The sequence below is a fragment of the Dietzia sp. NCCP-2495 genome, assembly GCF_026011735.1.
GTDB lineage: Bacteria > Actinomycetota > Actinomycetes > Mycobacteriales > Mycobacteriaceae > Dietzia.
In genome coordinates this window covers 1-24,579 of sequence record NZ_BRVN01000016.1, presented here as the reverse complement: position 1 = coordinate 24,579, position 24,579 = coordinate 1, and the positions used below count along the sequence as shown (strand labels likewise).

Here is a 24,579-nt window from a genome sequence, read left to right as displayed (position 1 = left end):
ACCCACGACCTTGCCAGCGTGGGCGCCTCGCCGCACCCGCTGGACCGCGCGTCGGGGCGCGGTGCCGGCACCCATCTCAGCACCCGGCGGGTGTGTCGGCGCGGGCACGATCGCCCGGTTATCCGGATACTGGGGTGGAGACACGTTCAGGATGACCGCGGTGACGGGAGGAGAACAGATGGCGATCCGAGCGGCGCGACCCCGGCAACTCTCCCGCTCTCTGGATTTCTCCTCCGTCCGGGTCGAGACCGCGCGCCTGCGGTCGGACCGGGCCGTGTCCGCGTTCTGGCGATGGTGGGCCGACAGCGGGCGGGCGCGTTCGAGTGCCGCACTCGCCTCGGGCGACACGCGCCGGGTGGTACCGGAGATCACCTCGCACGTCGAGGCCATCGATCCGGGACTGGCGTGGGAGTTCACCGCCGGAGAGGACGGTCTGCCGCATCGTCTGACGGTCACCGCGGCCGGCGTGCCCGAACTGCGCGGCGCCGCCAGGCGGTGGTTGGCGCAGGCGCCGCGGGGTGACGCGTCGTGGTCGTTCGCCGACCTCCGGGAACCGGTCCGCGGCTGCGCGATGTACTTCCGGGACCACCGGTTGGCGTTCGACGAGGCCGAGGTCGTGGTGGACCTGGGACTGTCGCGGGCCGATGTGACCGTGCACCACCCGGGTTTCGCGGCCCTGCGTGGTTCCGATGCGAGCATCGCGGCGTACCTGTTGCTCGACGCGGTCTGTGGCGAGGAGCAGGTCGAGACGTGGGTGGGTGTGATCCGCTCCAACGCCACGGCGCCGGGCGACGACGCGGTGCCGTTGGCCGATCTTCCGCGGATCCTCACCGAACTCGAGGCGGACAACCAGGACGAGTTGGGGGAACCCGCGTGGCAGATCCTGCACGCGGACACCGTCGCCGGCCCGCTCATCGCCGTGGTGCGGGTTCCCTTGGTCGCGCTGTCGGCACCCGAGTTCGACCGGCATGTGGCCGTGAACGTCCCCTATACGGAGGTTGAGGCGGGTGGGCTCCCCGGTGTCGGATCGCTGCCGGGCCTCCGCGATCTCGAGGACCACCTGGTGGAACATCTCGAGGGCAACGGCGAGTGCGTGGGCGCCGAGAGCTGCGCCGGCGCGCGGCTCATGCACTTCTACGTGGACTCCACGACCCCGGCCCACGAGCAGCTCCGCGCCGCCACGTGTGGCTGGGACCAGGGCGAGGTGACCCTGGAGGTCACGGATGACCCGGGGTGGCGGAAGGTCCAGCACCTGCGGGTGTGAGCGGGGCGGACCGGACGAACGGCTCCTCGCCGGGGCCGGTGACCACCGTGACGCGGAACGCGTCGCCGGTGCGGGGCTCGACCGAGATCCAGCCGTCGATCCGGCCATCGAGGACGAGGTCCGGGGGCGACACGGCCCGGAGGCCGCGGCCGCCGCGCAGTTCCCAGTCGGCGTCGACGCGGACCACGGTGGGAGGCGTGACATCGGGACCGCCGGGACCGGCGAGGGCATCGATACGGGCCTCGCTCAGCGGACCGTCCACGTCCCAGATCACGGCGTCGACGGGGGCGCCCGCGTCGGAGGACGCTGGGTCCACGATCCGGTAGCGGGACTCGTCGCCGATCCGGAGGACGGGCCGCCAGCGGTCCGGCACGTCGGTCACCACGGCGACGCGGTAACCGGCCGCCACCGCCCGGAACGCCACCTGGCGGCATACGTCCGCCCGCGCCGTGAGCAGCACCGAGCGCAGGTGCGGGCCGGCGAGCTGGATCGCGGCCGCGCCGCCGTCGCGCGTGGCGCCGAGGATCTGCCCGGCGCCGTGGGCGGGCGGCGCCGCACCGTCGAGCAGTGCGACGGGGATCCGGTCCAGGCACCCCGTCACCGTCGTGGGCATCGTCTCGCCCGGCACCGGGAGGACCCCCGGGCCGGGGAGCAGATGGACCGCGGAGGAGAGTTCGGCTAGTGCGTCGTCAGCCCCGATTGTGGCGTTGGGGTCGGCCGGACCGGTTCCCGTCAGCCCGACGGAGGTCACCGCGTCCACCACGTCGGCGCGACCCTCGACCCGCCGCAGGCGTACGACCTCGGTGAGTTCGGCGGCGCGGACGGAGGTGAGGCGGTCGACCACAGCGCGGGGCCGTCCGGCGGGCCGTACGACGAGTCCGATCCCGTCCCCGGCCGGTGTCTCGGCGGAGGCCTCGGCCTCGAGGAAGTAGTCGGCCAGTTCGGCGGCGTCGAGGACCCGGCAGGGCATGCCGTGGTGCACGAGTGCGCGCCTGAGCCGCTCGGTGGCCACGGCGACCACCTCGCTGACCGGGGTGTCCGCGCCGTCGGGCGCGTGGAGTGTGAGTCGGGCCAGGTCGAATCGCAGGAGGAGGTGGACGCGCCGGTGCGAGACGAGGGAGAGCGGCCCCACGAGGCGGGAGTACACCTCGCCGTCGTCGCCCGGTGCCGCGCGCCGGCCCCGCACCACCACGTCGATCCCCTCCAACACGACCCCGCCCTGGTCGAGCTGCCGTGCGATCGCGGCGAGGGGGATCCTCGCGCCCCAGTGGTCACGAACGCCCCCGCGGACACCTCGACGGCTGTAGTGACGATCCGGTCACCCTCGACACACCCCACGGCGGAGCGGTCGGGCGCGATGAGATCCACCACGTCGACGGACGCGCGCCTGGGGGCGGGGTCACGGGACAGCAGGGGACGCCCCCGGCGGCGGGCGGTGACCACCGCGGCGATCACGGCGGCGGCCGCGAGCTGGACCCACGGCTGCCATGGACCGGGGGCCACAGCGGTGAGCAGGACCGTGGCCGCGACGGCGGCGCACAGTCCGACAAGTGAGGGCACGCCACTCATGAGCCAGATCTCCTCGCGCCGGGACGGGACCGGCCGCCGCCCACGGCGGCTCCCGGGTGACCGGCCACCAGGGCCGGGACGTCGCGTACCCTACCTCCGGTGAGCCCTGCAGAGGGGCGTCAACATCGGGGGGAGGAGGGGGCATGCCGCTACGGCCCACGACCAAGGCGCAGGTGGACGGGCACCGCTTCCTCACGCGTCGCGCCCGTCACGCGGTGGTCTCGCGCGACGTGCGAATGCTGCACGACCCGCTCAAGCGGCAGTCCACCGGCCTGACGATCGGCGTGGTGGCCGCCGTGGTGGGCGTCGCCGGCGCGGCCGTGCTGGCGCTGCTCGACCCCGCACCGGACGTCGGCAGCACCCCGATCATGGTCGGGCGCGACTCCGGCGAGATGTATGTGCGCGTCGGCGACCTGGTCCATCCGGTCCGGAACCTGGCCTCGGCGCGGCTCGTCCTGGGCCGGGCCGACGTGCCGGAGGTCGTGCGCGAGGAGGACCTCGCCGGCACGCAGCGCGGCGGCCTGCTCGGCATCCCGGGCGCCCCGTCGGCCCTGCCCGCCCACCGGGACGTCCGGCAGGCGGAGGTCGTCACCTGGACCGTCTGCGACGAGGTGGCCGACGCCGACCGCGGCCACCCGCGTGTGGTGGGCACGGATGTCGTGGCCCGGGAGGGCGACGGGCCGGGGCGGACGACGGGCGCCGACGAGATCGTGCTCGCCGATGCGGACGGCACCGGGTGGCTGCTGCGCGACGGCACCCGCGCCCGGATTGATCTGATGGACACCGACCTCCTGGCGGTTCTCGGACTGGTCGCGGTCACCCCGCGTCCCGTGTCCGCTGCCCTCATCGATCCCCTCCGCGAGGTCGAGCCGGTCGCACGCCCGGAGATCGACCTGCTCGGCGAGCCCGTCGACTACGGGCTCCCGGGCCTGCGCATCGGGCAGGTCTTCACCGTGGACACCGCGAGCGGGACCGGCACCTATGTCGCGTTGGCCGACGGTGTACAGGAGGTGGGTCCGGTACTGGCGGACGTCATCCGCTCCACGTCCACGGTCGGCGAGGTCGCGCGCGTGGAGCCGGACCAGATGGCGGTGCCCCGCTCGGTGGCGCTGGATTCCGAGGCGTTCCCGCTCACCCGTCCGTCGGTGCTGACGATCCTCGATTCACCGGTCCTGTGCGTGCGCGAGGCGCCGACCGGGGACGCGGGCGCGCGGCGGATGGAGATCGTGGCCGGCGCGCCGGCGTCGGGGCCGCAGGACGTGCGACCGGTGGCGGGTGCGGACGCAGGTGGCCCTGCGGTCGACGCGGTCGGCGTGCCCGGGGGCGGGCTGGTGGTCACCGCGACGGGCCGGGGGACCGCCAGCCGGGGCGCGGTGCTGACGATCGTCTCCGACACCGGGGTGCGGTACGAGGTGCCCGACGCCGAGACCGCCGGGATGCTCGGCCTCGGGGGGACCCCGGTGCCGGTGGATAGCGGGATCCTGGACCGCCTACCCGTGGGGCCCCGGTTGGACCGCGCGTCGGCGCTGGTCAGCCGCGACGGTACTGATCTGGAGTCGGTGGACGGGGACCGGACCGAGGGCTGAGGAGGAGGACGACGATGAGCGCCGCCGCGCCCAGGGCCAGCGCGCCCGCCGCCACGATTCCTCCCGAGCCGGTCCCCGGCCGCGTCGATTCCGGACGCGGGGCGGCAAGAGTGGTGGTCGCCGGTGCGGGCGGGTCGGTCCGGCGGACGCCGGTCACCGCGGCCACCGGGTCCACGACACCGTGCCCGATCGCGAAATCGTGGGTGCCGGCCGACGGGATCGCGGTGTCCTGGAGCCGCGCGATCACCTGCCGGGCGGTCAACTCGGGATGGGCCTGGCGGACCAGCGCGGCGGTTCCCGCGGCGAACGGGGCGGCGAAGCTCGTTCCGCTGATGGAGGTCCTCGACCCGTCGCCGGCCACGACGAGGTCGGACACCCCGTCGCCGTCGGCCCCGACCGAACGGAGGTCCACGGCGGGGGCCGCGACGTCGATCCAGGGGCCGCGGAGGGAGAAGTCGGCGGGTCGGCCCTCGGAGTCGACCCCGCCCACGGCCAGGACGAGTTCGTCGTACCAGGCGGGGGAGGCGATCGTCCGGAGGTCGTCCCACCCGTCGTCTCCGGGGACCGCCGGATCGGGTCCGCCCGGGTTCTGGTCACCGCAGGCGTCGCCGACGTTCCCCGCGGCGGCCACCAGCACCACGTCGTGGTCCACTGCGGCGTAGCGGATCGCGCCGCCGAGACTGGCGTCCGCCAGTCGGGTGGAGGCGGGGACGCAGGCCACCTCGGAGATGTTGATCACGGTGGCGCCGGCGTCGACGGCCGCGCGGATCGCCGCGGCGAGGGTGGACAGGGTGCCGACCCCGGACATCGTCTCGGCGCTGGGGTCGGCGCCGGGGTCCGGGTCAACGCCGGAGTCAGCGTCAGAGCCCGAGTCGGCCGGGGCCTGCCCGCGGCGCTCGGCGCGCAGGATGCTGCTGGACTGGCGGATGGAGACCAGCTCGACGCCGGGAGCGATCCCGGAGTGTCCGGTCTCGTCCTCCGTGGCGGCGAGTACGCCGGCCACGAGGGTCCCGTGGGCGTCGCAGTCCTCGGTGCCGTCGCCCCCGGGCGCCACGTCGCCCCCGCCCCGGACACGGGGGAGTCGGGGGCCGGGGTTGACGCCGGTGTCGATCACGGCCACGACCTGGCCCTCGCCCTGACCGTGGACCCACGCCTCGCGGAGTTCCGAGGCGGTCGCCGACGCGGGCGCCGACGAGGGATCGAGGATCGCGGCGGTGGTGCGGCAGGGACCGTCGACGCGCAGGGGACCGGCGTCCAGTCCGTCAGCCGACGGGACCGGCCCGGTGATCGCGGGCCGTTCGACCGCTGCCGCGGTGGGGGCGCCGCCGAGCTGCCCGGCGAGGATCGCCACTGCGGTGCCGGTGGCGGCGACCGTCCGCGAGGCGGGTCGGGGTCCGCGCCTCATCGCTGGCGGACGAGCGAGTAGACGTCCATGGCGCCCACCGCGAGAGGGACGACGAGGCAGATCGCGATCGCGTCGATGATGCCCACCGCCCGCAGCGTGGCGGGAGAGAGCTCGACGTGGCCGAGCACCGTCGACGCCACCACCACGGCGACGGCGACGGCGACCGCGGCCGGGACCACCACCGTCACCGGTGACTCCAGGACCAGGGCCGCTCCGACCAGCACGCCGGTGGTCAGCACGAGTGCGGTGGTCAGCAGCACCGTGGTGTGCAGGCGATCGGCGTAGCCCAGTCCGCGGAGCACCAGGACGACGACCAGTACGAGGGCGAGCGGCGCCGCCCACCGTCCCGACCCGGCGCCGGACAGGGCGGTCAGTGCGCCGACCGTGCACACGGTCCCGGCGGCGATGAGGAGTCCGGTGAGCCAGGACCTGGACGTGAGGAAGCGGTGGCGCAGGACGTCGGGGGTCGGCAGCGGACCGGGGTTGGTCCGACCCGAGGACGACCGGTCCTCGGTGAGCTGGCCCGCGGACGACCGGCCGCGCAGGTCGTGGTCGATCTCCAGGAGGTCGCCGTCCTCGACGTCCTCCCCGGGGGCGGGCACCGGAGGGATGGGGATGCGGGCGGCGGACACGGAGATCCGCGGCGCCGAGGTGAGCAGGAACAACCCGACCAGAACGGCCCCGGCGCCGACCGCGCTCACGGCGATGCCGGAGACCGCGTCGATCAGTGCGCCCACGGCGCCGGTTCCCAGGGCCACCGCCGCGGCCAGGTAACCGGCCGCCATCCCGTACGTCGCGGTGGCGGGCCGGAAGACGGTGCACCGCAGGACCGTGGCGACCACGGCCCCGGCGGTGAACGCGCCGAGCAGCGCGCCGGCGCCGATCGGCGGACTGTCGGTCCCCACCGACGGTGCACTCACGGTCGCCGCGGCGAGCATGGTGAACCCGATCGTGGCGGTCCCGGCGACGATGTGCGCCGGGCCCGGTGCGGCGGTGCCGCGGAAGCCGAGCACCCCGGCCAGCCCGAGCAGCGCCAGCACGAGGGACACCAGCGGCGTGGTCAGCCCGCCCCCGGAGGACCACTGGCTGCCGAGCGCGGCTGCCGCCGCCACGGCGGACACGGCCACGGTCGCGGTGGCGGCGAGGATCGCGTCCCGGCGGCCCCACGCGGGCGAGCGCGAGACGTCCGGGTCGGTGAGTCCCTGCAGCACGTCGTCGAACAGGGGCGCCGGCGTCGGCACCGGTCGGTGGTCGAGGACGAGGAGCTCGCCGTCGTGGACCCGTTGCTGCGCGAGGGTCTCCGACACGGCGAGCGGACCACCGGCGAGCCGGGACAGCTGCCACGAACCGCCGGTGCCACCGCCCATCAGGGAGTTGACGTCGACCTCGGAGCCCGGACCCGCGGCGGCGCGGACGTGATCGCGCACCAGGTCGACGACCTCCGGGATCACCGACACCAGCTCGAGGTGGGCGGGCAGGCTCAGATCCACGCGCGTGGACCGACACACGACGGACACCCGCCGTTGATCCAGGGGCTCCACGCCCGCCGCGCCCCCGTGGGTCTGGTCCTCTCGCGCCACTGTTGTGTCCTCCCGCATCGTGGTCTCCGCCGGCGTCCCGTGGGTGCCGATCGCCGTCCGGCCGCTGTCCGGCCGCTGTCCGGCCGCTGTCCGGCCGCCGTCCGGCCGCCGTCCGGCCGCTGTCCGGCCGGTGCCCGACCGCTGTCCGGCCGGTGCCCCGCCTGTACCCCGTCGGCGCACTGTAGGCACCCCGTCAGGACGTGAACTGTCCTAACATCGCCTACCGATAACGGACATTGTCGGTGTCCGCGGGCGGTCGTGGGGAGGTCATCTCCCCAGGGGGTGCCCCGGCGACGCGGACGCGAGGGCCCCGGTGCGGGTCGCGAGGGGGCCTGGCATGGGTGACGTGGTGTTCTCCCGGCCCGAGAAACTCGACCCGCCCCCGGTGCCGGGCGGAGAGGTCTCCCTCCAGACACCCCCCTCGCTGCCACGTCCGACGCCCCGCCCGATCATCCAGATCATCCTCCCGCTGGTGATGGTCGTGGCCGTGGGCGGGATGGTCCTGGTGATGATGCGCGGCGGGATGATGCGCAATCCGATGTTCATGATGTTCCCGCTGATGATGGCGGTCTCGGCGGTCGGCATGCTCGCCGGCAACCTCGGCGGCGGGGCCAAGACGGCGGAGACCGACGAGCTCCGCAAGGACTACCTGCGGTACCTGGGGCAGACACGGGACGAGGTGCGCGCCACGGCGGAGGCGCAGCGGGCCGCGGCGTTGTGGCGCCACCCGGATCCGGTGGAACTTCCGGCGATGATCGGCACGGCGCGGATGTGGGAGCGCCGGGAGGGCGAGCGGGACGACCTGACCATCCGCGTGGGCCCCGGTCGGCAGACCCTGGCCACGCCGCTGAGCGCGCCGGACACCGGTCCGGTCGACGACCTGGAGCCGGTGTCCGTGGTGAGCATGCGCCGCTTCGTCCGCGTGCACTCCGTGGTCGACGAGCTCCCGGTCGCGCTGGAGTTGCGCGCATTCGCGGCCCTGTCCCTGGACGGCGACGTAGACGTGGTCCGCTCGGCGGTCCGGGCGATGCTCGCCGGGCTGGTCGTGGCGCACGGTCCGGACCGGGTCCGGATCGCCGTGGCCGCGAGTGAGGGCCAGGCCCGGCGCGCGTGGGAGTGGCTCAAGTGGCTGCCGCACCACGAACACCGGGAGTTCACCGACGGCGGGGGTCGGGTGCGCCTGTCCGAGTTCTCCCTGGCCGGCGTGGAGTCGATGCTCGGCGCCGAGATCTCGGACCGGTCCGCCTTCGCCCCGACCGCGCCACTCGTCCCGGGACGGGCGCACCTCGTCGTCGTCGTCGACGGCGTGGGGGTCACCGGCGCCGAGCGGATCCTGGCCGAGAACGGACTGGACGGGGTCACCGTCCTCGAGGTCTCCGGGAGCCGCGCGGGGCAGCTCCGCGACCTCGCCCTGGGGCGAGGCCTGTGTATCCAGGTCGACGACGACGGCATCGCGTCGATCCGGACCGATTCCGGCGACGAGGAGATCGCCCGGGTCGATCACCTGAGTCTTCCCGAGGCGGAACGGGTGGCCATGGCGATGGCCCGCTATCGCCTGGCGGACACGGTGACCCTCGCCGACGGTTCCACCTCGACCCGGCGGGCGCCCGGGCTGCCGGATCTGCTCGGGATCGGCGTGGCCTCCCGCGTCGACCCCGCGGTGGCGTGGCGTCGCCGAGGGGAGCGTGACCGGCTGCGGGTACCGGTCGGGGTCAGTCCGGACGGCGCGCCCGTCGAACTCGACCTCAAGGAGGCCGCGCACGGTGGCATGGGGCCGCACGGGCTGTGCATCGGGGCGACGGGCTCGGGGAAGTCGGAGTTCCTGCGCACCCTTGTCCTGGGACTGGTGGCCACCCACGACCCGGATTCGTTGAACCTGGTCCTGGTGGACTTCAAGGGCGGCGCCACCTTCCTCGGGCTCGAGCCGTTGGCCCACGTCGCGGCGGTGATCACCAACCTGCAGGCCGAGATCACGATGGTCGACCGGATGCGGGACGCGCTCGAGGGGGAGCTCACCCGGCGTCAGGAGATCCTCCGCGCGGCCGGGAACTACGCCAACGTTGGCGAGTACGAGGCGGCCCGCGCCAAGGGCGCACCGCTCGAGCCGCTGCCCGCGCTGGTGATCGTCGTGGACGAGTTCTCGGAGTTGCTCAGCTCGAAGCCGGAGTTCGCCGAGCTGTTCCTGACCATCGGTCGACTGGGCCGGAGCCTGCACATCCACCTCCTGCTCGCGTCGCAGCGGCTCGAGGAGGGAAGGCTGCGCGGGCTCGACAGTCACCTGTCGTACCGGATCGCGCTCAAGACGTTCTCGGCCACCGAATCGCGCACGGTGCTCGGCGTGACCGACGCCTATCACCTCCCGGCGGCGCCGGGCGCGGGGTATCTCAAGGTGGACGCCGGCGACCCCGTGCGGTTCGACGCCGCCTACGTGTCGGGCCCCTACCGGGACGACCGTCGGCTGGACGGTTCCTCGGTGACCACGCCCGCCGCCCGCGCGGCGGTCCGGCCGTTCACCTCCTGGTACATCCCCGTCCCGGCGCCGCAACCCCTGCCGGCGGAGGATCAGGTCCGGGCGCCGGGCGGTGAGGTGCCGGGCGGCGAGGCGTCAGGTAGTGGGGCGTCAGCTCCCGCGGAGGACGAGAGCCTGCTCGGCGTCCTGGTCGGGCGGCTGAGGGGCCACGGTCGCCCCGCGCACGAGGTCTGGCTGCCGCCGCTCGGCGAGGGCGCGCCACTCGACTCCGCCGTGGGCGTCGACCCCACGGGCGCGGGGGAGGAGCTCCCCGCCTCGCTCCGGTTCCCGATCGCCGAGGTCGACCTCCCCTTCGAACAGCGTCGCGACACATGGGTGGTGGACCTGTCCGGAGGCGACGGCAACGTTGCCGTGGTCGGAGGCACCCGCGCCGGCAAGTCCACCACGCTCGGCACCCTCCTGCTCTCGGCTGCGGCCACCACGGCGCCCGACCGGCTCTCGGCCTACGTCGTCGACCTGGGCGGCGGTCTGCTGCACTCCGTCGCCGGGCTCCCTCACGTCGGCGGCGTGGCACGGCGCGGCGAGGACGAGAAGATCCGCCGCACCGTCGCCGAGGTGGAGACCGAACGCCGACGCCGCGAGACCGCGTTCCGCAAGGACGAGATCACCTCCGTCGACCAGGCCCGTCGACGGTCGACGGACAGGGACGGTCGACCAGTGGCGGAGTATCCCGACGTTCTCCTCGTGATCGACGGATGGCAGGCGTTCCGGACCGAGTTCGAGGACCTCGAGCAGCTCGTCCTGGGGTTGGCCGCGGACGGGCTGTCCTACGGAATCCACGTGGTGCTCTCGGCGTCCCGATGGGCTGACCTGCGCCCCGCCCTACGTGACTCCCTCGGCACCCGGATCGAGCTGCGGCTGGGGGACCCGACGGACTCGATGGTCGACCGGCGGACGGCCATGTCCGTGCCCACCGCACCGGGCCGCGGGCTCACCCGCGACCGTCAGCACATGCTCGTGTACCAACCCAGGTTGGACGGCCGGGCCGATGCCGACGGGATCGCGGACGCGACCGCCGCGGCCAGTCGTCACCTGGCCGCGCGCTGGCGTGCCCTGGTCGGCGACGTGGCGGCGGCCCCCGTGCGACTGTTGCCGGAGGTCCTGCCCTACGCGCAGGTGGCGAGCCTGTCCCGTCCGGGACCGGACGGGAGCCGGACCAGGCTCCCGATCGGCGTGGACGAGGCCGACCTCTCGGTTGTCTACGCCGATCTCGAGGCGGACCCGCTCATGCTCGTGTTCGGTGACGCCGAGAGCGGCAAGACGTCCGTTCTCCGGGCGCTCGCGCGCGGCCTCGTCACCGGCAACAGTCCGGAGCACGCCAAACTCATCGTGGTGGACTACCGACGGACGATGCTCGGGGAGATCGAGGGTGATCACCTGGCGGGATACGCGGCCACCGAGACCGCGTTGGTCCCGATGGTCTCCCACCTGGCGGCGATCCTCACCGAGCGCATGCCCGGGCCAGACGTCACACCCGAGGAGTTGCGCGCCCGGTCGTGGTGGAGCGGTCCCCGGATCTACCTCCTCGTCGACGACCTCGACCTGGTCATCTCCAGCACCGGGAACCCGCTGCTGCCGCTGGCGGAGTTCCTTCCGCACGCGCGCGACATCGGACTGTCCGTCGTTCTGGCCCGCCGCAGTGCGGGGGCCTCGCGCGCGCTGTTCGACCAGTTCGTCGGGCGGATCCGGGACCTCGGGGGAGCCGGCCTCGTCCTCTCCGGCAGTCGGGAGGAGGGCGTGTTGCTCGGCGGGGTCCGGCCCGGGCCACTTCCCGCCGGACGGGGCAGGCTCGTCACGCGCGACGCCGGTGTCCGGCTCGTGCAGACCGCGCTGGCCGAGCATTCATGACCGGCGTGAGGACGATCGGCGCCGTCGTGGCGGTGGACCTGTCGTGCTCCGGTCTCGCCGTCTCGACCTCCTCCGCCTCGGCGGTGTTGAGCCCGGTTGTCGCGCCCGCGTCGGTGCTGGCGGGGATGGACGGGTCCTCCCTGCCACCGGGCGGGGACCGTATCGAATGTTCGGCCCGCTCCGACGCGGCGGCCGTGAGATTCCCGGACCGCTGTCTCTCCGATCCCGTCGCGTACGTCCACCGGGACCGCGTGGACGTGGCCGGACTGTCGGTGCCCGTCCCCGAGTTGCTCGCCGCGCCCGTCACCCGTGCACTGCGGTGGATCGGTGATGCCGGGACCCGGTCGGCCGACGAGGTCGTGGTGCTTGCACCCAGTGACTGGGGACTGGTCCGGACCTCACGGTTGTCCGCGGCGGTCCGGGAGCTCGGTGTCGAGGCACGTGTGGTGCGGGCGGCGCTCGCGACTGCGGAGGCGTTGCCGTCGTCGTCCTTTCGCTGGGCGGTGAGCGTCGAGACGTCCCGGACCCGCACGACGGTGAGCCTCGTCGAACGGACCCGGGCGGGCCTCACGTTGGTCGACCGGGCGGTGGTCCATCGCCGCGACCCGCGTCGCGACACGATGGTCGACGACGAGGTGTCGCGGATCCTCGACGCGGTGACAGCCGTCCGGAACAGGCATCGCGAGGCGGGGTCGGGATCGACCGAGGTGCTCGTCCGCGGGCGGCTGGCGGAGCGGGTCGTCGACGCGTGCGACCGGGCCCGGCTGTTGTCGTACGTGGTGCCCGCCGTGGGGCCAGCAGAGGCTGCGACCAGGCTCTACGCCCCGCTCTGAACGTTCTGCGGCCCACGTACGCACGATCGCGGAAAAAACTTCGCCAACCGGGGAACCAGATGGGCTCCCGGGTGCGTCGAACACTGTGACGGACCAAAAAGGGAATCCGCACGACTGGACTGACAAGGGGAGGACGAGATGAACGGTTTCAACACCCAGCTCGAGACCATGGACACCGCGGCCAAGCGGGTCGATGACACGAATGCGGAGATCGCCCGGTTGCTGAGCCGGGTCCAGGGTTCCGTGTCCGGACTGGGCGCCGGGGTCTGGCAGGGATCCGCGCAGACCCGGTTCACCCAGATCATGACCGAGTGGCAGGAGCAGAGCCGCAAACTCAACAACGCCCTGGCCGGCATCTCCGAGACCGTGCGGAGCAACAGTGCGAGCTTCGACGCCGCTGACCAGGACTCCGCGGCGATGATCACCAGCGCGGGCAACTCCGGGCCTCTGAACATGTGATCCACACGGTCACACCGACCCACCGACCCACAGCAACACAGGCACTCGGCCACACGGCCACACAGCCAAGCGGCCACTCGGCCACACGGCCACACTGACCCACGGGGAGAACCGACATGAACGCAGGGCAGATCACCTACAACCACGGCACCATCGACGCGCTCGTCAGCGAGGTGTCCCAGGCCTCCGTCCAGTTGCGCACCGGGCTGGACGACCTCAAGCAGTACCTCCAGCCGCTCGTCGCCGAGTGGCAGGGTAGCGCCGCCGAGGCCTACCAGGTCCACCAGCAGCAGTGGGACCAGGCCGCGGCTGCGCTCCAGGCGATGCTCACCGAGATCTCGAACGCCGCGCTCCGGGGCAACCAGGGCATGGCCGACGCCGATCGCACGGCGGCGAACGGCTGGGGCTGATCCGCGCGGGGCACCGCACACCAGGCAGGCCTCTCACTCCGGCGTCCACCGAGTCGGCGGGAGAGGCCTGAGCTGTGTCCGAGGGGAGCGGCCATGGCCCGGTGCCACACCCGACCGGGGAGGCACGGCCGCGCCCGTATAGACAGATCTGTCTATGGTGGGGGTGTCCCCTCGTGAAAGGAACCCCCATGGCACCGCTCAGCGTGAGTGTTCGGTGGCTCAACGAGCATCTGGCCGACGAGGATCTCGTCGTCGTCGACGCCACCAACCACCTCCCCGTCCCCACTGACGGCCCGTACGTACCCGAGTCAGGCGCCCAGACCTACCGTGCCGAGCACATCCCGGGCGCACTGTTCGCCGATCTGCTCGGAGACTTCGCCGATCCGGCCGCCGCCGAGCCGTGGACGGCGCCCGACCACGAACGGTTCGCCGCGGCAGCCGGCACGCTGGGAATCGGCGACGGCGCGCGGGTGGTGGTGTACGACCAGCACGACGGTTTCTGGGCCACCCGGTTCTGGTGGCACCTGCGCTACGAGGGCTTCGACTCCGTCACCATCCTCGACGGCGGGCTCCCGGCCTGGAAGGCCGCGGGTTTCGAGGTGACCGACGTGGTCCCCGAGCCCACGCCGCGCACCTTCACCGGCACTCGTCGCCCAGAGCTCATCCGGTCGACCGAGGAGATCGCTGCGAATCTCGAGGACGAGGGGACCATTCTGGTCAACGTCCTCGACGAGGCCACCTATCGCGGCGAAGTGGACACCTACGCCCGTCGTGGCCACATCCCGGGCAGTATCAACCTGCCGGTGTTCACTCTGCGTGACCCGGAGACCGGAACTCTCCGCCCGCTCGAGGAACTTCGCGAGGAGTTCGAGAAGGCCGGATTGCTCGATGAGGGCACGCGCGTGGTGACCTACTGCGGTGGCGGGATCGCGGCGACGGGCGTGGCCCATGCGCTGGCGCTGGCTGGACGCGACGACGTGGCGGTCTACGACGGATCCATGACTGCCTGGGCCGGCAACCCGGACCTGCCGCTGGTAATCGGCGACAGCCCCCGCTGACGCCGCGGACCCCGCTACCCTCGACCCCGCTCACACCCTCCCCCTCCCCCCCGAATCCGCTACTCCGCCTCGATATCCGCTACCCCTCTAGCTGTACTGACCGGGGACATTGATCAATCGCGTGAAGGGTGGCTGGTTCGCGCAGGCCGTGTGGGGTCGGTGATGGTTGTAGTGGTGCAGCCATGACTCGAGAGCATCGCGTCGTTCTGCCTCTGAGCGGTAGCAGCGGGCGTAAGCCCACCCGTCGGCCATTGTGCGGTGGAAGCGCTCGACCTTCCCGTTCGTCTGGGGTCGATACGGGCGCGTGTACCCCGGTCGGATCGACAACGCCTCGCAGGTATCACGCCACAGATGCGACCGGTAGGCACCGCCGTTGTCGGACAGTACTCGCTCGATCGTTACCCCACGCTCAGCGAACCAGCCGGCAGCTCGATGCAGGACGCCAACGGCAGTGACAGCAGTCTCGTCGTCGTGGACCTCGGTGTACGCGACGCGGGAGTGGTCGTCGATCACGGTGTGGACGTAGGCGTAGCCCAGCTTGGGTCCGCCGTACCGATTGCGTGGCTTATCCGGTGTGCCGACGCGGTTGCGGTCGCCTTGGCGTCGGCCGACATAGCGCCAGCCACCGCCGTCGGGGATGTTCCCCAGCTTCTTCACGTCCACGTGCACCAGCGACCCGGGGTGTGCGTGCTCGTAACGACGGATCGGTTCGCCGGTCGCCCGGTCGACGTGCGATAGCCGATTCAATCGAGCGGCGGTGAGGATGCGGTGGACTGTGGAGGGCGCGATCCCGAGCCTTGCTGATAGTTGAACTGGACCTTCCCGCAACCTAATCCGCAGGTTGATGCACCGTTTCGTGACGGGCGTGCTTGTCTTGTTCGGCGAACTCTTCGGGCGGGAGGACCGGTCGTGCATGGGCTCGCCGGCGCGGTAGCGGTCGACCCAGCGTTTCACGGTCGGCCACGAGACCTGGAAACGCGCGGCGACCTCACTGATCGGCCAGCCCTCCTCGACGACGAGTTGGGCAACCTTCAGACGGTGACGCGGTGTGAGGGCAGCGTTGGGATGGGACATGTCATCTTTCGGTCCGGGACGGCGCCGCAGCACACGCCGCTGTCAGGCCGGATGCTGCACGTGGATGCGCAATGCGTTCGCGGCGAACTGCGCGGCCTCTGGGCTGCCGAAGGTCTGGTGGAAGTCGGGGTTGGTTTCGTAGAGGTCGGCCATGCCTTGCACCATTGCGGCGGATCGTTCGGCATCGCCGGCGTGGGTGGGTGTTCCGGGGATGTCAGCAAACCAGGCCATGTGGTCGGCAGCGTGGGATTGAGCAACTGGTGAGTCGGGCGTCTGCCCGGTTTCGTAGATTTCTGCCCACCGTGTGAGCAGGGCCTGGGCGCTGGTTTGCCAGTCGCGTTGCTGTCCCAGGGACTTGGCATGCCACCAGCGGTTCGACGCGGCGAAGGCCTCGCGCCCCCACCGTCGTACGACCTCGGCCTCGTAGCGGTCGTTGAAGCCTTCGAGCATCACGTCCATGCGTGGTTCACGGCCCTCTCGGCGCATCTGCAGGGTGTGCTCGACCGCGCTGATGCGCTGGTCTATGGCCTCGCGGTCCTCGGCCAGCTGTGTCAGGTGGGCCTGGAGCGCTTCGACCTCGGCGGTGGGCGTCTCGGGGGCGTCGAGGACTGCGGCGATGTCGGCCAGTGGCATACCCGTGTCACGGAGAAGGAGGATGCGTTGCAGGCGAGCGACCGCGTCGGGACCGTAGTAGCGGTAGCCGTTGGCCCCGACGCGGTCGGGCTCGAGCAGCCCGATGCGGTGATAGTGGCGCAGCGTGCGGCCGCTGATGCCTGCGCGTTCAGCGAGCTCGTGCACCGTCCATTCCATCACCGGGCTCCTGTCGTTCGACCTGCTGCTCAGTGTGCCCCGTCTGTGGTCAGGCCCAGCCGTGGCAGCGCAATGCGCAGGATCTCGGACGCGGGAGTGCTGACGTTTTGGGCGGCCGTGGTGCCCGTGGCGTCGAGGTATGCGCGGACAAGCCGAGCACCGGCTGCATAGCCAGCCCCGGTTGGCAGGCCGACAGGCTCGGCACCGAATAGTTGTGCGCTGGAGTCGCCCAGCACCCAGGCTGCGAAGTCTGCCATTCCGGTGACGCCCAGTCCGCTGGCGACCTTCGCCAGGACCTGGTCGTCGGAGCGGGTTTCGTCGCGCACGAAGTGGGTGTAGCCGGCGTCGCCGTACAGTTCGGACGCGAAAACATCCGCGAGCCCTTCAGACACAACGTGCTCGCCAACCATCACCGTCTGTGGATCCCACACGATCCCGCCGGGTGAATAGCGCACGTTGTGGTGTAGTTCGTGGACCGCGATCGCCTCGAGGCGATCGAGGACGCGCGAGGTTGGCCAGACGGTGATGGCTATGTAGCCACTGATCCCGCCAAATCCGGACATCCCTTGCACCTCGTCGACGAAGTGCTGGCTCGTCGGATCCCCCAGGACGAGCAACACGTTCACGTCGGGGATCGTCACACCCGGATCGGCAGACGCCAACGCTTCCACGCCCTCCTCGAGGGCCTTCTCGATGCGGGTCCACGCATCGGCCGCGACAAGAGACTCCAAACCTTCGCGGACCCGCTCGATCGCGGAGTCTGGACGGAAGCCAAAGTTCTGCTGGTGCACGGTGGCCATGTCCACACCGCCGGGAATGAAGTGGTACATCCCCGACATGGGAGCCCACATGTCACGGATGAGGTCGTCGCGATCCTTCGCATCCGCAGTCAGGACTCGGCGCATGCCCGAGGCACTGTCAATCATTGAAATGGTCATGACAAGCAACCGTAAACATTGCCGTTACGACAAGGTCAACTATTTCCTCGATCAATGTCCCCGGTCAGTACATCTAGCGGTAGCGAATCCGCAGGTGGAGTAGCGGATTCTGGGTGTGGGTCCTAATTGGTGCCGCCGCCCTCGAGGAAGAGCCGTTCGCACTCGGTGGCGGACAGTGACGAGGAGTACTTCTCGATGCGCCCGTCGAAGCCGATGTAGAACACCGCCCGGCCGACCGGGGTGTCGAGGAACGACATGGGGTCGTTCGGGTCCGGGACGAACGGAGCGAACACCGACCAGCCCGCGGAGAACGGGGTGGCCTCGAGCCCGGTGCGCGGGTAGTCGAGAGAGTTCGCGTCGATGTACCCGAGGACAGCCTCGATCGCCCGGTCACCCGAGTCGATGGTCGCTGGTGCCCCGGATCCGGCGGAGGTTGGTCCTGCCAGCTCGGCGAGCAGCTCGGTGTACGTCGTCCCCGTGCGGACGGTCAGGGCGTGCTTGATGACCTCAGTCGGGTCGACGGTGCGGCCGTCGGCGAGGGTCAGGATCGGGTCGAGGATGTCCCCTTCCCCCGCGTAGCGGGCTGTCCACGTTGCGTCGTGCCGGGCGCGGATGAGCTCGCCGAGGTGCCGCTGGTAGCGGTCGAGAAGATCGCGGTGACGATAGTTCGTGGCGTGACCCCAGGAGGGAAAGGTGTCGAGCAGCTGGCGCTCGACGAAGGGAGCCTGCTCAGGAGCGAGGATGTCGCCCGGGGCTCCGGGGACGTCGTAGATGTCAAACTCGAGCTCGAGGATGGACATCGCGCTGAGCCACATGTCGAGGTCATATGCGCCCGCGAAGGAGACGTCGAGCTCCTGCACCTCGACGGGCTCCGGAGTGCTGCGCCGCGGAGTGCGACGCCAGATGGCCCTGGAGGGGAGGACCTCGCCGGGGGTCGGGGGCGCGGGCAGGGTGAGCTCGCCGGGTTCGTCGGCCGGGGACCAGGTGAGGCCGGGGGGAATCTCGGCGGCGGAGAGCCAGCGGGCGAACTCGGCGATCGCGTCCGCGGTGTCCGAGGAGGCGCGGGGGAAGTCTGCGACTCTGCTGATGACCTGGTCGGCCAGATCGCGGCGCCCGCCAGCGGCGAGGAGAAGACACGTGGTGCGCCAGTTCCGCTTGTCGAGTCGGTAGCCGTTCGGACCGGTCAGGGCGTGGGCGGCAAGTTCGGAGGCCGTACTGGGGATGGTGTCCGGATCGAAGGCGGCCTCGAGAGGTTCGATCACATGGACGTCGGCATCGCCCTCGGCGTCTTCGGAATCGGGGATGCCAGCGGTGGTGGGAGCGGTTTCGGTGACATCGTAGGGAGTGGTCTCCAGTAGCTGCGCCCAGCTCCCGGGGACGCCTGCTCCGATGGCGGTCAACCACGGTGAGGCGACATGCTCGGGGATCTGGTCTGCCAGCGAGGTGACGTCTATGACCACGGAGTAGTGACACTGCATCCAGCCGCGATCGCCCAGGTCGGTGAGGTTGACGTCGACGATGCGGCGACCACCCGGAAGCGGGCCGGGGTGCGGTGCGGAATAGCGCAGCGGTGAATGTGCCGTGTAGTCACGATCTTCCACCAACTCCATCTCGAGGAGCCCGGTGACAGAGTCGACCAGCAGCGAAGATTCGAACACGTACCGTGACCTTTCTGGAGGTGTGGCCTGACGACGCCACGGTACCGACTTGCGGGCTGCCACTGGGTGGCGCCGGGCGTCACCCCGTGGAGTGTCGGAAACCTGGGGCGGCACTGCCGTGGTGACGGTTGTGCGGTGGACGCCTGGGCCAGCTTCCGGGTCGGGTTCGGACGTTGGGCCAGGGGCCGAACTGTGATCAACAGTCGCCGCTGGTCCCGGACGCGGCGACGACCGTCACCAGGTCCGCGGGAGGATCCTGCCTGGGCGTCAGGTGTGATTGTGGCGGGTATGTGGTGCGACTGTTCGAAAGGAGGGTGACGACGACGAGCAGAAGCGTGCTCCCCGAACACACGTGAGTAGCTCGCCTCACCGATCAACGAACTGGCGCAGGGTCGATGGTGTGCAGCAGCTTCAATGGGAACCGCGAGTAGCACGGTCCTAGAATTCGTGCAGCCCCATCACAAGCGGAAACGCGACCGTCCGGATCATCAGGATTTCAATTCCGTAAGGAACTGATAATGCCTTACCGGCCCTTCCGGATCCGGAGTGCGTAACTGGGGTTCGCCGGTGATGCGGTGAGGCACAAGATGTAGGGGTCATGGGGCGTGTGAAGATGCAGGTTCTCACGCCACGCATCGAACACCCCAGGACCCGCTTTGAACGCTACCGGCAGCCAGCTTGCCGGCACCATCTGTCGCACCGTTGAGCTCGGGGTGACGATCACCGACGCCGCCGTGGCCGACGAGTTCACGCACCTGTTCTGCGCCCCGGTCATAGTCGACTCGACCTGCGCGGACTGCGGGATGGCTGGCCGTTTGCGGGACCACGTCCAGCGGAAGGTCACGGATCTACCGATCGTCGGTCATCCCACCAGACTGCACGTGCGGGTACCGCGCTTCACCTGCGACAACACCGAGTGCGGCACGAGAATCTTCCAGCAACGCATGCCCGCGTTGGCCGAGCCGCGGGCCAAGACCACTCGACGCTGTAACCGGTGGATCTTGCAGCGCCTGGCGATCGACCGCACCAGCGTCTCCGCGGTCGCCAAGGCGCTCGGGTTGGGCTGGGACTTGGTCAACGACCTAGCACTGTCCGAGACCCACGCGATGGTCTACGAGCAGCCCGGCCACTTCGACGGCGTCCGCGTCCTCGGGGTCGATGAGCACAAGTGGAAGCATGTCCGCGGTGACGGCAGCAGCTCGTTCGTCACTGTCCTGTTGGACCTGACTCCGGTGGTGGACGGCACCGGCCCGTCGCGACTGCTAGACATGGTCCCCGGGCGTTGGGCGAAGGTACTCACCGAGTGGTCGATGCCCGTGAACAGGTGTTTCGAGACCGAGTCAAGGTTGTCACGATGGACGGGTTCGCCGGCTACCACACCGCTCCGGCCAAGGCCGTTCCCGAGGCGCGGACGGTGATGGACCCGTTCCACGTCGTGCACCTGGCCGCGGACAAGCTCACCGTGTGCCGCCAGCGGATCCAGCAGGCCACCACCGGGCACCGGGGCCGCACCGGTGACCCGCTGTACGGCATCCGCCGCACGTTGAACACCCGGGCTGAGCTGCTCACCGACAAGCAGAAAGCCCGCCTGTTCAAAGCGTTCACCGCACACGATGCGCACGTAGCCGTGGAAATCACCTACGGCGTCTACCAGCGCCTCATCGCCGCCTACGAAGCCTCCGGACGACGCGAGGGCAAGATCGCGATGTACAAGCTCCTCAAATCGATCCGGACCGGCGTCCCAAAAGAGCTGCCCGAGCTCGCACAGCTCGGCCGCTCACTGTGGAAACGGCACCGCGAGATCCTCGCCTACTTCGACGTGGGCGCCTCCAACGGGCCCGTCGAAGCCATCAACGGCCGCCTCGAGCAGCTCCGCGGAATCGCACTGGGCTTCCGCAATTTCAAGCACTACATATTGCGGTCACTCATTCACTCCGGCCGGCTTCAAGATCGGATCAATGCACTCTGATTCCGGAAGAGCCACTTTGATCCATGTGCCTTCGAAGTGTGCCACTTCGATTGTCCCATAGTAGCGGAGCAGTCTATCTCGGGATTGGGCGATATCAGGGTTTTCCCAATAGGATTTCCATGTCGGAAACTGGTCGAGTAAATGATCGGTTACTATTGTGAATGCTTCGATGCTGTAAGGGGCGGAGTGGGAGAACTTTTCGGGAACATCGGCCCGGAAGAAGCTGTCAAGTTCGGTGTCCATCTGCCCGAGCTATTCGTGAAACTCGGGCTTGGCCGTAGCCTTCGCGATCTTGCGTATCCACACTTTGCCGCTCATAATTCACTCTCGTATTCGTTCATTGGGAAGCATCAAGTTTGCGGCTATGATATTTGACCTGGAAACACCAGTGGTGCTATTTTCTTTCAGGCCGTCCGTCGGCAACCCACTTTTCGTATTTTCCTAGCTTGTTTTTGTAGATTCGAGCAAAGGAGGAAGGATCTTTTCGATTCAATACGAGTCTAATGTCGTCGTGCGGAAAGGTGAAAAGTGAGAAGAACGGAAAACCTATTGCTGGGCCCATCTCCCATGGGCGAGTGCGTTCTTCGACGGCGGGCACATTTCTCCATGTGCCTTCTAATAGTTGAATCCATGCAGTGCCAAAGTAGCGCAGAAGACGATCTCGATATTGCGCGAGATCGGCGTTATCCCAGTAGGATTCCCAAGTTGGAAACTGGTCAACGAGATGTTCATGCACCAATGTGGCTGCCTGGACACTGTACGGGTCGGAGTGTGGGAACCCGTCAGGAGCGTCTTCCTGGAAGAATGCCTCGAGTTCGGCGTCCATCTGCCCGAGCCATTCTTGAAACTCGGGCTTGGCCGTTGCTTTATCGATCTTTCGCAAGAATGTTTTGCCGCTCATGGCGATATCCTCATCGATTGGTTGTTGTTGCAATGCGTGCTAGTCATTTTACTGAACGATGTTGCTGGCGGCGATTTAGGGTGGTACGCCCCAGCCTGGGTGGCTTAATTTAAAGCTACCGGCCGCGAAGTCGTATGGTTGGCCGTCGGCATTCAGTAGATTAAACAGATTCTCTTCTTTTTCTTGCTTCATGATTTTGTACTGAAAATGTAACTCTTCCATTTTGGTCAAAATGTCATCATGGGGTAGCGATTTCACTACCCATGTAATCTTTCTGTCGTTCGCTAGGAATTCTTCATCTTTGTGTAGCTGTTCCAATATCTTGGGCCCCCTAGGGGGTCCGCCTGATTTCATCTCGTAGCGGTCATGGTTGGGGTCGAGCAAGTCGGCTTCACGTATTCTGCCGTCTTCCAATGGCGTCCGCTTGCGGACCTCCCATTCTTGCCCATTGGCATCGATGTAGGTTTGTTGTGGGTTTTCGGGGTCGGGTATTTGTCCGTCTTTTGTGCGGAGGTCGAGCTTCTTGGCGATTTCGGCTTCGAACTCGAGGCCGGCTTGGCGGAGGCGTTCGAAGAAGTTGCGGGCCTCGACATAGTCGTCGGGGGTGCGGATGGGTTTGCCGGCGGCATCTTTGCGGTCGAGGTAGTCATGGTACTGCTGGGTCAGTTCCGGTTTGTCGGGGAACTGGTGTTGTTTGAGTTCGTCGAAGCGGGCCCGGTAGCCGTCGGGGTCTGAGGCCCGGTCGGGGATGGGCCGTTCACTGTCCGGAACAGCATCGGAGGAATGCTGGGTGTTCGAGTTGTCGAGGTTGTCGGGTCGTCCGGCGACGTTGCCGATGTCGTCCGCCGGGGCGAGTGGATCGTCGGCATCGCCGATGTGGGGGTTGGGTGTGAGGTGGCGGAGGTTGTCGCCCAGCGGCGCTACTGGTCGGCCGTTGGGGTCGAGGTGGGTGGCGACAATCTCGTTGACGTGGGTGCCGTCCGGTGGCCAGCCGTGGGTGCGGCCGGTGGCGGGATCGTGGAGTTCGAGGCGCCCATCGTTGTTGTGGGCGATGAGGGTGTGTCCGCCACGGTTGTCGGTCCAGGAGTGAGTGATGACCGACGACGACCCCGGACCACCCCGGCGCAGCGCGTCGGCGATGTCGTCGAAACTGGCGTAGTCGGGCCGGCCGCCCACGGACTCGAACACGTGCCGCGCAGGGATACCGGTATCCGTCGCCGCGGGTAGCCGCCCGTAGGGCCGGTCGGGGTAGCGGTCCCGCAGCACCTCCACCCCTTGGTGGGCACAGTCACTGCGAACCGTGCTCCCAGGCGCATCGGAGCCCATGCCACCCCGGGGCTGATCGAGTTGGGGTCGGTCATGATCGTCGGGTGTGCGCAGATCGGAATGGGCGTGCAGGGCACGCTCGGTGACCGGCCCCGGGACCGAATCGTGATCAACAGACGCCACAGGACCCGGACGCGACGGCGTACCGACGCTTGGTGTGCCACTTGACTTTGACCCGGGTGTAGCCGACGGCGGCCGGTTGTCAGGGCTTTCGGGGACACGATCGAGTGGGCGCGAACCCGACGGACCAGGCGGCGACCCAGTACTGGACGGCCCGCTTCCATGCGCCACTGGAGGACCCGAAATCGGAGATGCCGGCCCATGAGATCCTGGCGTCCCTGTAGCCGGAGATCCCGGTCCGGGTGAACTCCCACTCGGGGTGACAGCGGACGTGGAGGCAGGAGTGATGACCGGCGACGATTCCGTCAAACCGTCATCGGAATCCTTGGCCGTCGGAGTATCGGAAGACCTATCCGCCTCCGTAATGTCGGGCGACTTATCGGAGATCGGCGCGTCCGGTGAGCGGTCCCCGGCAACATCAGGAGACCTCTCCGTCACCGGCCCTGCGGTGGATTTGTCAGAGATGGGCGCATCCGGCGAACGGTCTACAGGTGTGTCGGGTGACTTGTCGGCGACGGGGGCCTCGGGGGAGCGGTCCGCAGTCGTCTCGGGTGACTTGTCGGCGACGGGGGCATCGGGTGAGCGGCCCGCAGGTGTGTCGGGTGACTTGTCGGCGACGGGGGCCTCGGGGGAGCGGTCCGCAGTCGTCTCGGGTGACTTGTCGGCGACGGGGGCATCGGGTGAGCGGCCCGCAGGTGTGTCGGGTGCCTTGTCGGCAATGGGGGCACCGGGGGATCGGTCGGCAGGAGTCTCAGGCGCCTTGTCGGCGACGGGAGTTTCGGGGGAGCGGTCTGCAGTCGTCTCGGGTGCCTTGTCCGAGACGGGCGCCTCCGGCGAACGGTCGGCAGCGGTCTCGGGTGCCTTGTCCGAGATGGGGGCCTCGGGGGAGCGATCCGCCGGCGCTTCGGGTGAGCGCTCCGCTGAGGTTTCGGGGCTCCGGTCCACGGTGGCGTCGGGGGTCTTGTCCGCTGGGGTAGTGGGGGATTCAGGGGTGTGTGCAGGTGAGTTGTCAGGGAGGTTGAGCTCGGTCGAGGAGTACGGATCGGCAGGTGAGGAGTCCCTCGCCGACTCCGGGGCCTCGGGAGAGCGATCCGTCGGAGCCTCCGGGGCGTCGGGAGAGCGATCCGCCGGAGCCTCGGGAGTCTTGTCGGCGACGGGCGACTCCGGTGCGCGGTCCGCCGGTGCGTCGGGGGCGTGTGCGGGAGTGGAGTTGCTGCCGGCGGGCTCCGGTGTATCCGGTC

16 protein-coding genes and 2 pseudogenes are annotated in these 24,579 nt (G+C 69.6%); 9 read left to right on the top strand and 9 right to left on the bottom strand.

Annotated elements, in window-relative coordinates; translation table 11 throughout:
• The first annotated feature begins 178 nt into the window (after positions 1-178).
• Positions 179-1,264 (top strand): DUF695 domain-containing protein, encoded by a 1,086-nt coding sequence (locus OPF83_RS12875; protein WP_264887865.1) that lies wholly within the window; start codon positions 179-181, stop codon positions 1,262-1,264.
• On the opposite strand, the gene OPF83_RS12870 is transcribed toward OPF83_RS12875, so the two are convergent.
• On the bottom strand, positions 1,218-2,474 hold the full coding sequence (locus OPF83_RS12870) for a type VII secretion protein EccE (RefSeq protein ID WP_264887864.1): 1,257 nt from the start codon (positions 2,472-2,474) through the stop codon (positions 1,218-1,220). The two genes, OPF83_RS12875 and OPF83_RS12870, sit on opposite strands and share 47 nt — an antisense overlap.
• Before the next feature lie 502 nt (positions 2,475-2,976).
• Between OPF83_RS12870 and eccB the strand changes: the two genes are divergently transcribed.
• Positions 2,977-4,419, top strand: coding sequence for a type VII secretion protein EccB (eccB, locus tag OPF83_RS12865; protein WP_264887863.1), 1,443 nt, complete (start codon positions 2,977-2,979; stop codon positions 4,417-4,419).
• Here eccB and mycP read toward each other — a convergent pair.
• Both mycP and eccD read right to left on the bottom strand, forming a co-directional pair.
• Positions 4,364-5,824 (bottom strand): type VII secretion-associated serine protease mycosin, encoded by a 1,461-nt coding sequence (mycP, locus tag OPF83_RS12860; RefSeq protein ID WP_264887861.1) that lies wholly within the window; start codon positions 5,822-5,824, stop codon positions 4,364-4,366. The genes eccB and mycP overlap by 56 nt on opposite strands.
• A complete protein-coding gene (eccD, locus tag OPF83_RS12855) occupies positions 5,821-7,404 on the bottom strand; it encodes a type VII secretion integral membrane protein EccD (RefSeq protein WP_264887860.1) in 1,584 nt (527 codons plus the stop codon). Before eccD ends, mycP begins: the two co-directional genes overlap by 4 nt.
• 337 nt (positions 7,405-7,741) lie before the next feature.
• Between eccD and eccCa the strand changes: the two genes are divergently transcribed.
• The 5 genes from eccCa (at position 7,742) to OPF83_RS12830 (ending at position 14,542) form a co-directional block, all read left to right on the top strand.
• Positions 7,742-11,782 carry a type VII secretion protein EccCa gene (gene eccCa / locus OPF83_RS12850; RefSeq protein ID WP_264887859.1) on the top strand — a complete coding sequence of 1,347 codons (4,041 nt, stop codon included), beginning with the start codon at positions 7,742-7,744 and terminating at the stop codon, positions 11,780-11,782.
• A complete protein-coding gene (locus OPF83_RS12845) occupies positions 11,779-12,615 on the top strand; it encodes a hypothetical protein (RefSeq protein WP_264887858.1) in 837 nt (278 codons plus the stop codon). Before eccCa ends, OPF83_RS12845 begins: the two co-directional genes overlap by 4 nt.
• Positions 12,616-12,753: 138 nt before the next feature.
• The gene (locus OPF83_RS12840) at positions 12,754-13,074 is read left to right on the top strand and encodes a WXG100 family type VII secretion target (protein WP_264887857.1); all 321 of its coding nucleotides are present in this window, start codon (positions 12,754-12,756) and stop codon (positions 13,072-13,074) included.
• A 116-nt stretch (positions 13,075-13,190) separates the two neighbouring features.
• Positions 13,191-13,484 (top strand): WXG100 family type VII secretion target, encoded by a 294-nt coding sequence (locus OPF83_RS12835; protein ID WP_264887856.1) that lies wholly within the window; start codon positions 13,191-13,193, stop codon positions 13,482-13,484.
• A gap of 188 nt (positions 13,485-13,672) precedes the next feature.
• Positions 13,673-14,542, top strand: coding sequence for a sulfurtransferase (locus tag OPF83_RS12830; RefSeq protein ID WP_264887855.1), 870 nt, complete (start codon positions 13,673-13,675; stop codon positions 14,540-14,542).
• An 87-nt stretch (positions 14,543-14,629) separates the two neighbouring features.
• On the opposite strand, the gene OPF83_RS12825 is transcribed toward OPF83_RS12830, so the two are convergent.
• The 4 genes from OPF83_RS12825 to OPF83_RS12810 all read right to left on the bottom strand — a co-directional run bounded on the left by OPF83_RS12825 (position 14,630) and on the right by OPF83_RS12810 (position 19,022).
• Positions 14,630-15,616 carry an IS481 family transposase gene (locus tag OPF83_RS12825; RefSeq protein WP_182658008.1) on the bottom strand — a complete coding sequence of 329 codons (987 nt, stop codon included), beginning with the start codon at positions 15,614-15,616 and terminating at the stop codon, positions 14,630-14,632.
• A gap of 42 nt (positions 15,617-15,658) precedes the next feature.
• Positions 15,659-16,426: a MerR family transcriptional regulator gene (locus tag OPF83_RS12820; RefSeq protein WP_264887854.1), complete on the bottom strand. Its 768-nt coding sequence runs from the start codon at positions 16,424-16,426 to the stop codon at positions 15,659-15,661.
• 29 nt (positions 16,427-16,455) lie between these two features.
• Entirely contained in the window at positions 16,456-17,364 is a 909-nt protein-coding gene (locus tag OPF83_RS12815) for a DUF2268 domain-containing protein (RefSeq protein ID WP_182658006.1), read from the bottom strand.
• A 122-nt stretch (positions 17,365-17,486) separates the two neighbouring features.
• Positions 17,487-19,022, bottom strand: a complete 1,536-nt coding sequence (locus tag OPF83_RS12810) for a hypothetical protein (protein ID WP_264887853.1) — start codon at positions 19,020-19,022, stop codon at positions 17,487-17,489.
• A gap of 656 nt (positions 19,023-19,678) precedes the next feature.
• Between OPF83_RS12810 and OPF83_RS12805 the strand changes: the two are divergent.
• Positions 19,679-20,991: pseudogene (locus OPF83_RS12805) on the top strand (ISL3 family transposase).
• A gap of 394 nt (positions 20,992-21,385) precedes the next feature.
• Here the strand turns inward: OPF83_RS12805 and OPF83_RS12800 are convergent.
• Both OPF83_RS12800 and OPF83_RS12795 read right to left on the bottom strand, forming a co-directional pair.
• Complete coding sequence (locus tag OPF83_RS12800; RefSeq protein ID WP_264887852.1) at positions 21,386-21,892, bottom strand: hypothetical protein; 507 nt, start codon at positions 21,890-21,892, stop codon at positions 21,386-21,388.
• A 75-nt stretch (positions 21,893-21,967) separates the two neighbouring features.
• Complete coding sequence (locus tag OPF83_RS12795) at positions 21,968-23,158, bottom strand: toxin glutamine deamidase domain-containing protein (RefSeq protein ID WP_264887851.1); 1,191 nt, start codon at positions 23,156-23,158, stop codon at positions 21,968-21,970.
• Between the two features lie 1,198 nt (positions 23,159-24,356).
• On the opposite strand from OPF83_RS12795, the pseudogene OPF83_RS12790 reads away from it, so the two are divergent.
• A pseudogene (locus OPF83_RS12790) lies at positions 24,357-24,579 on the top strand (TetR/AcrR family transcriptional regulator); the annotation flags it as partial.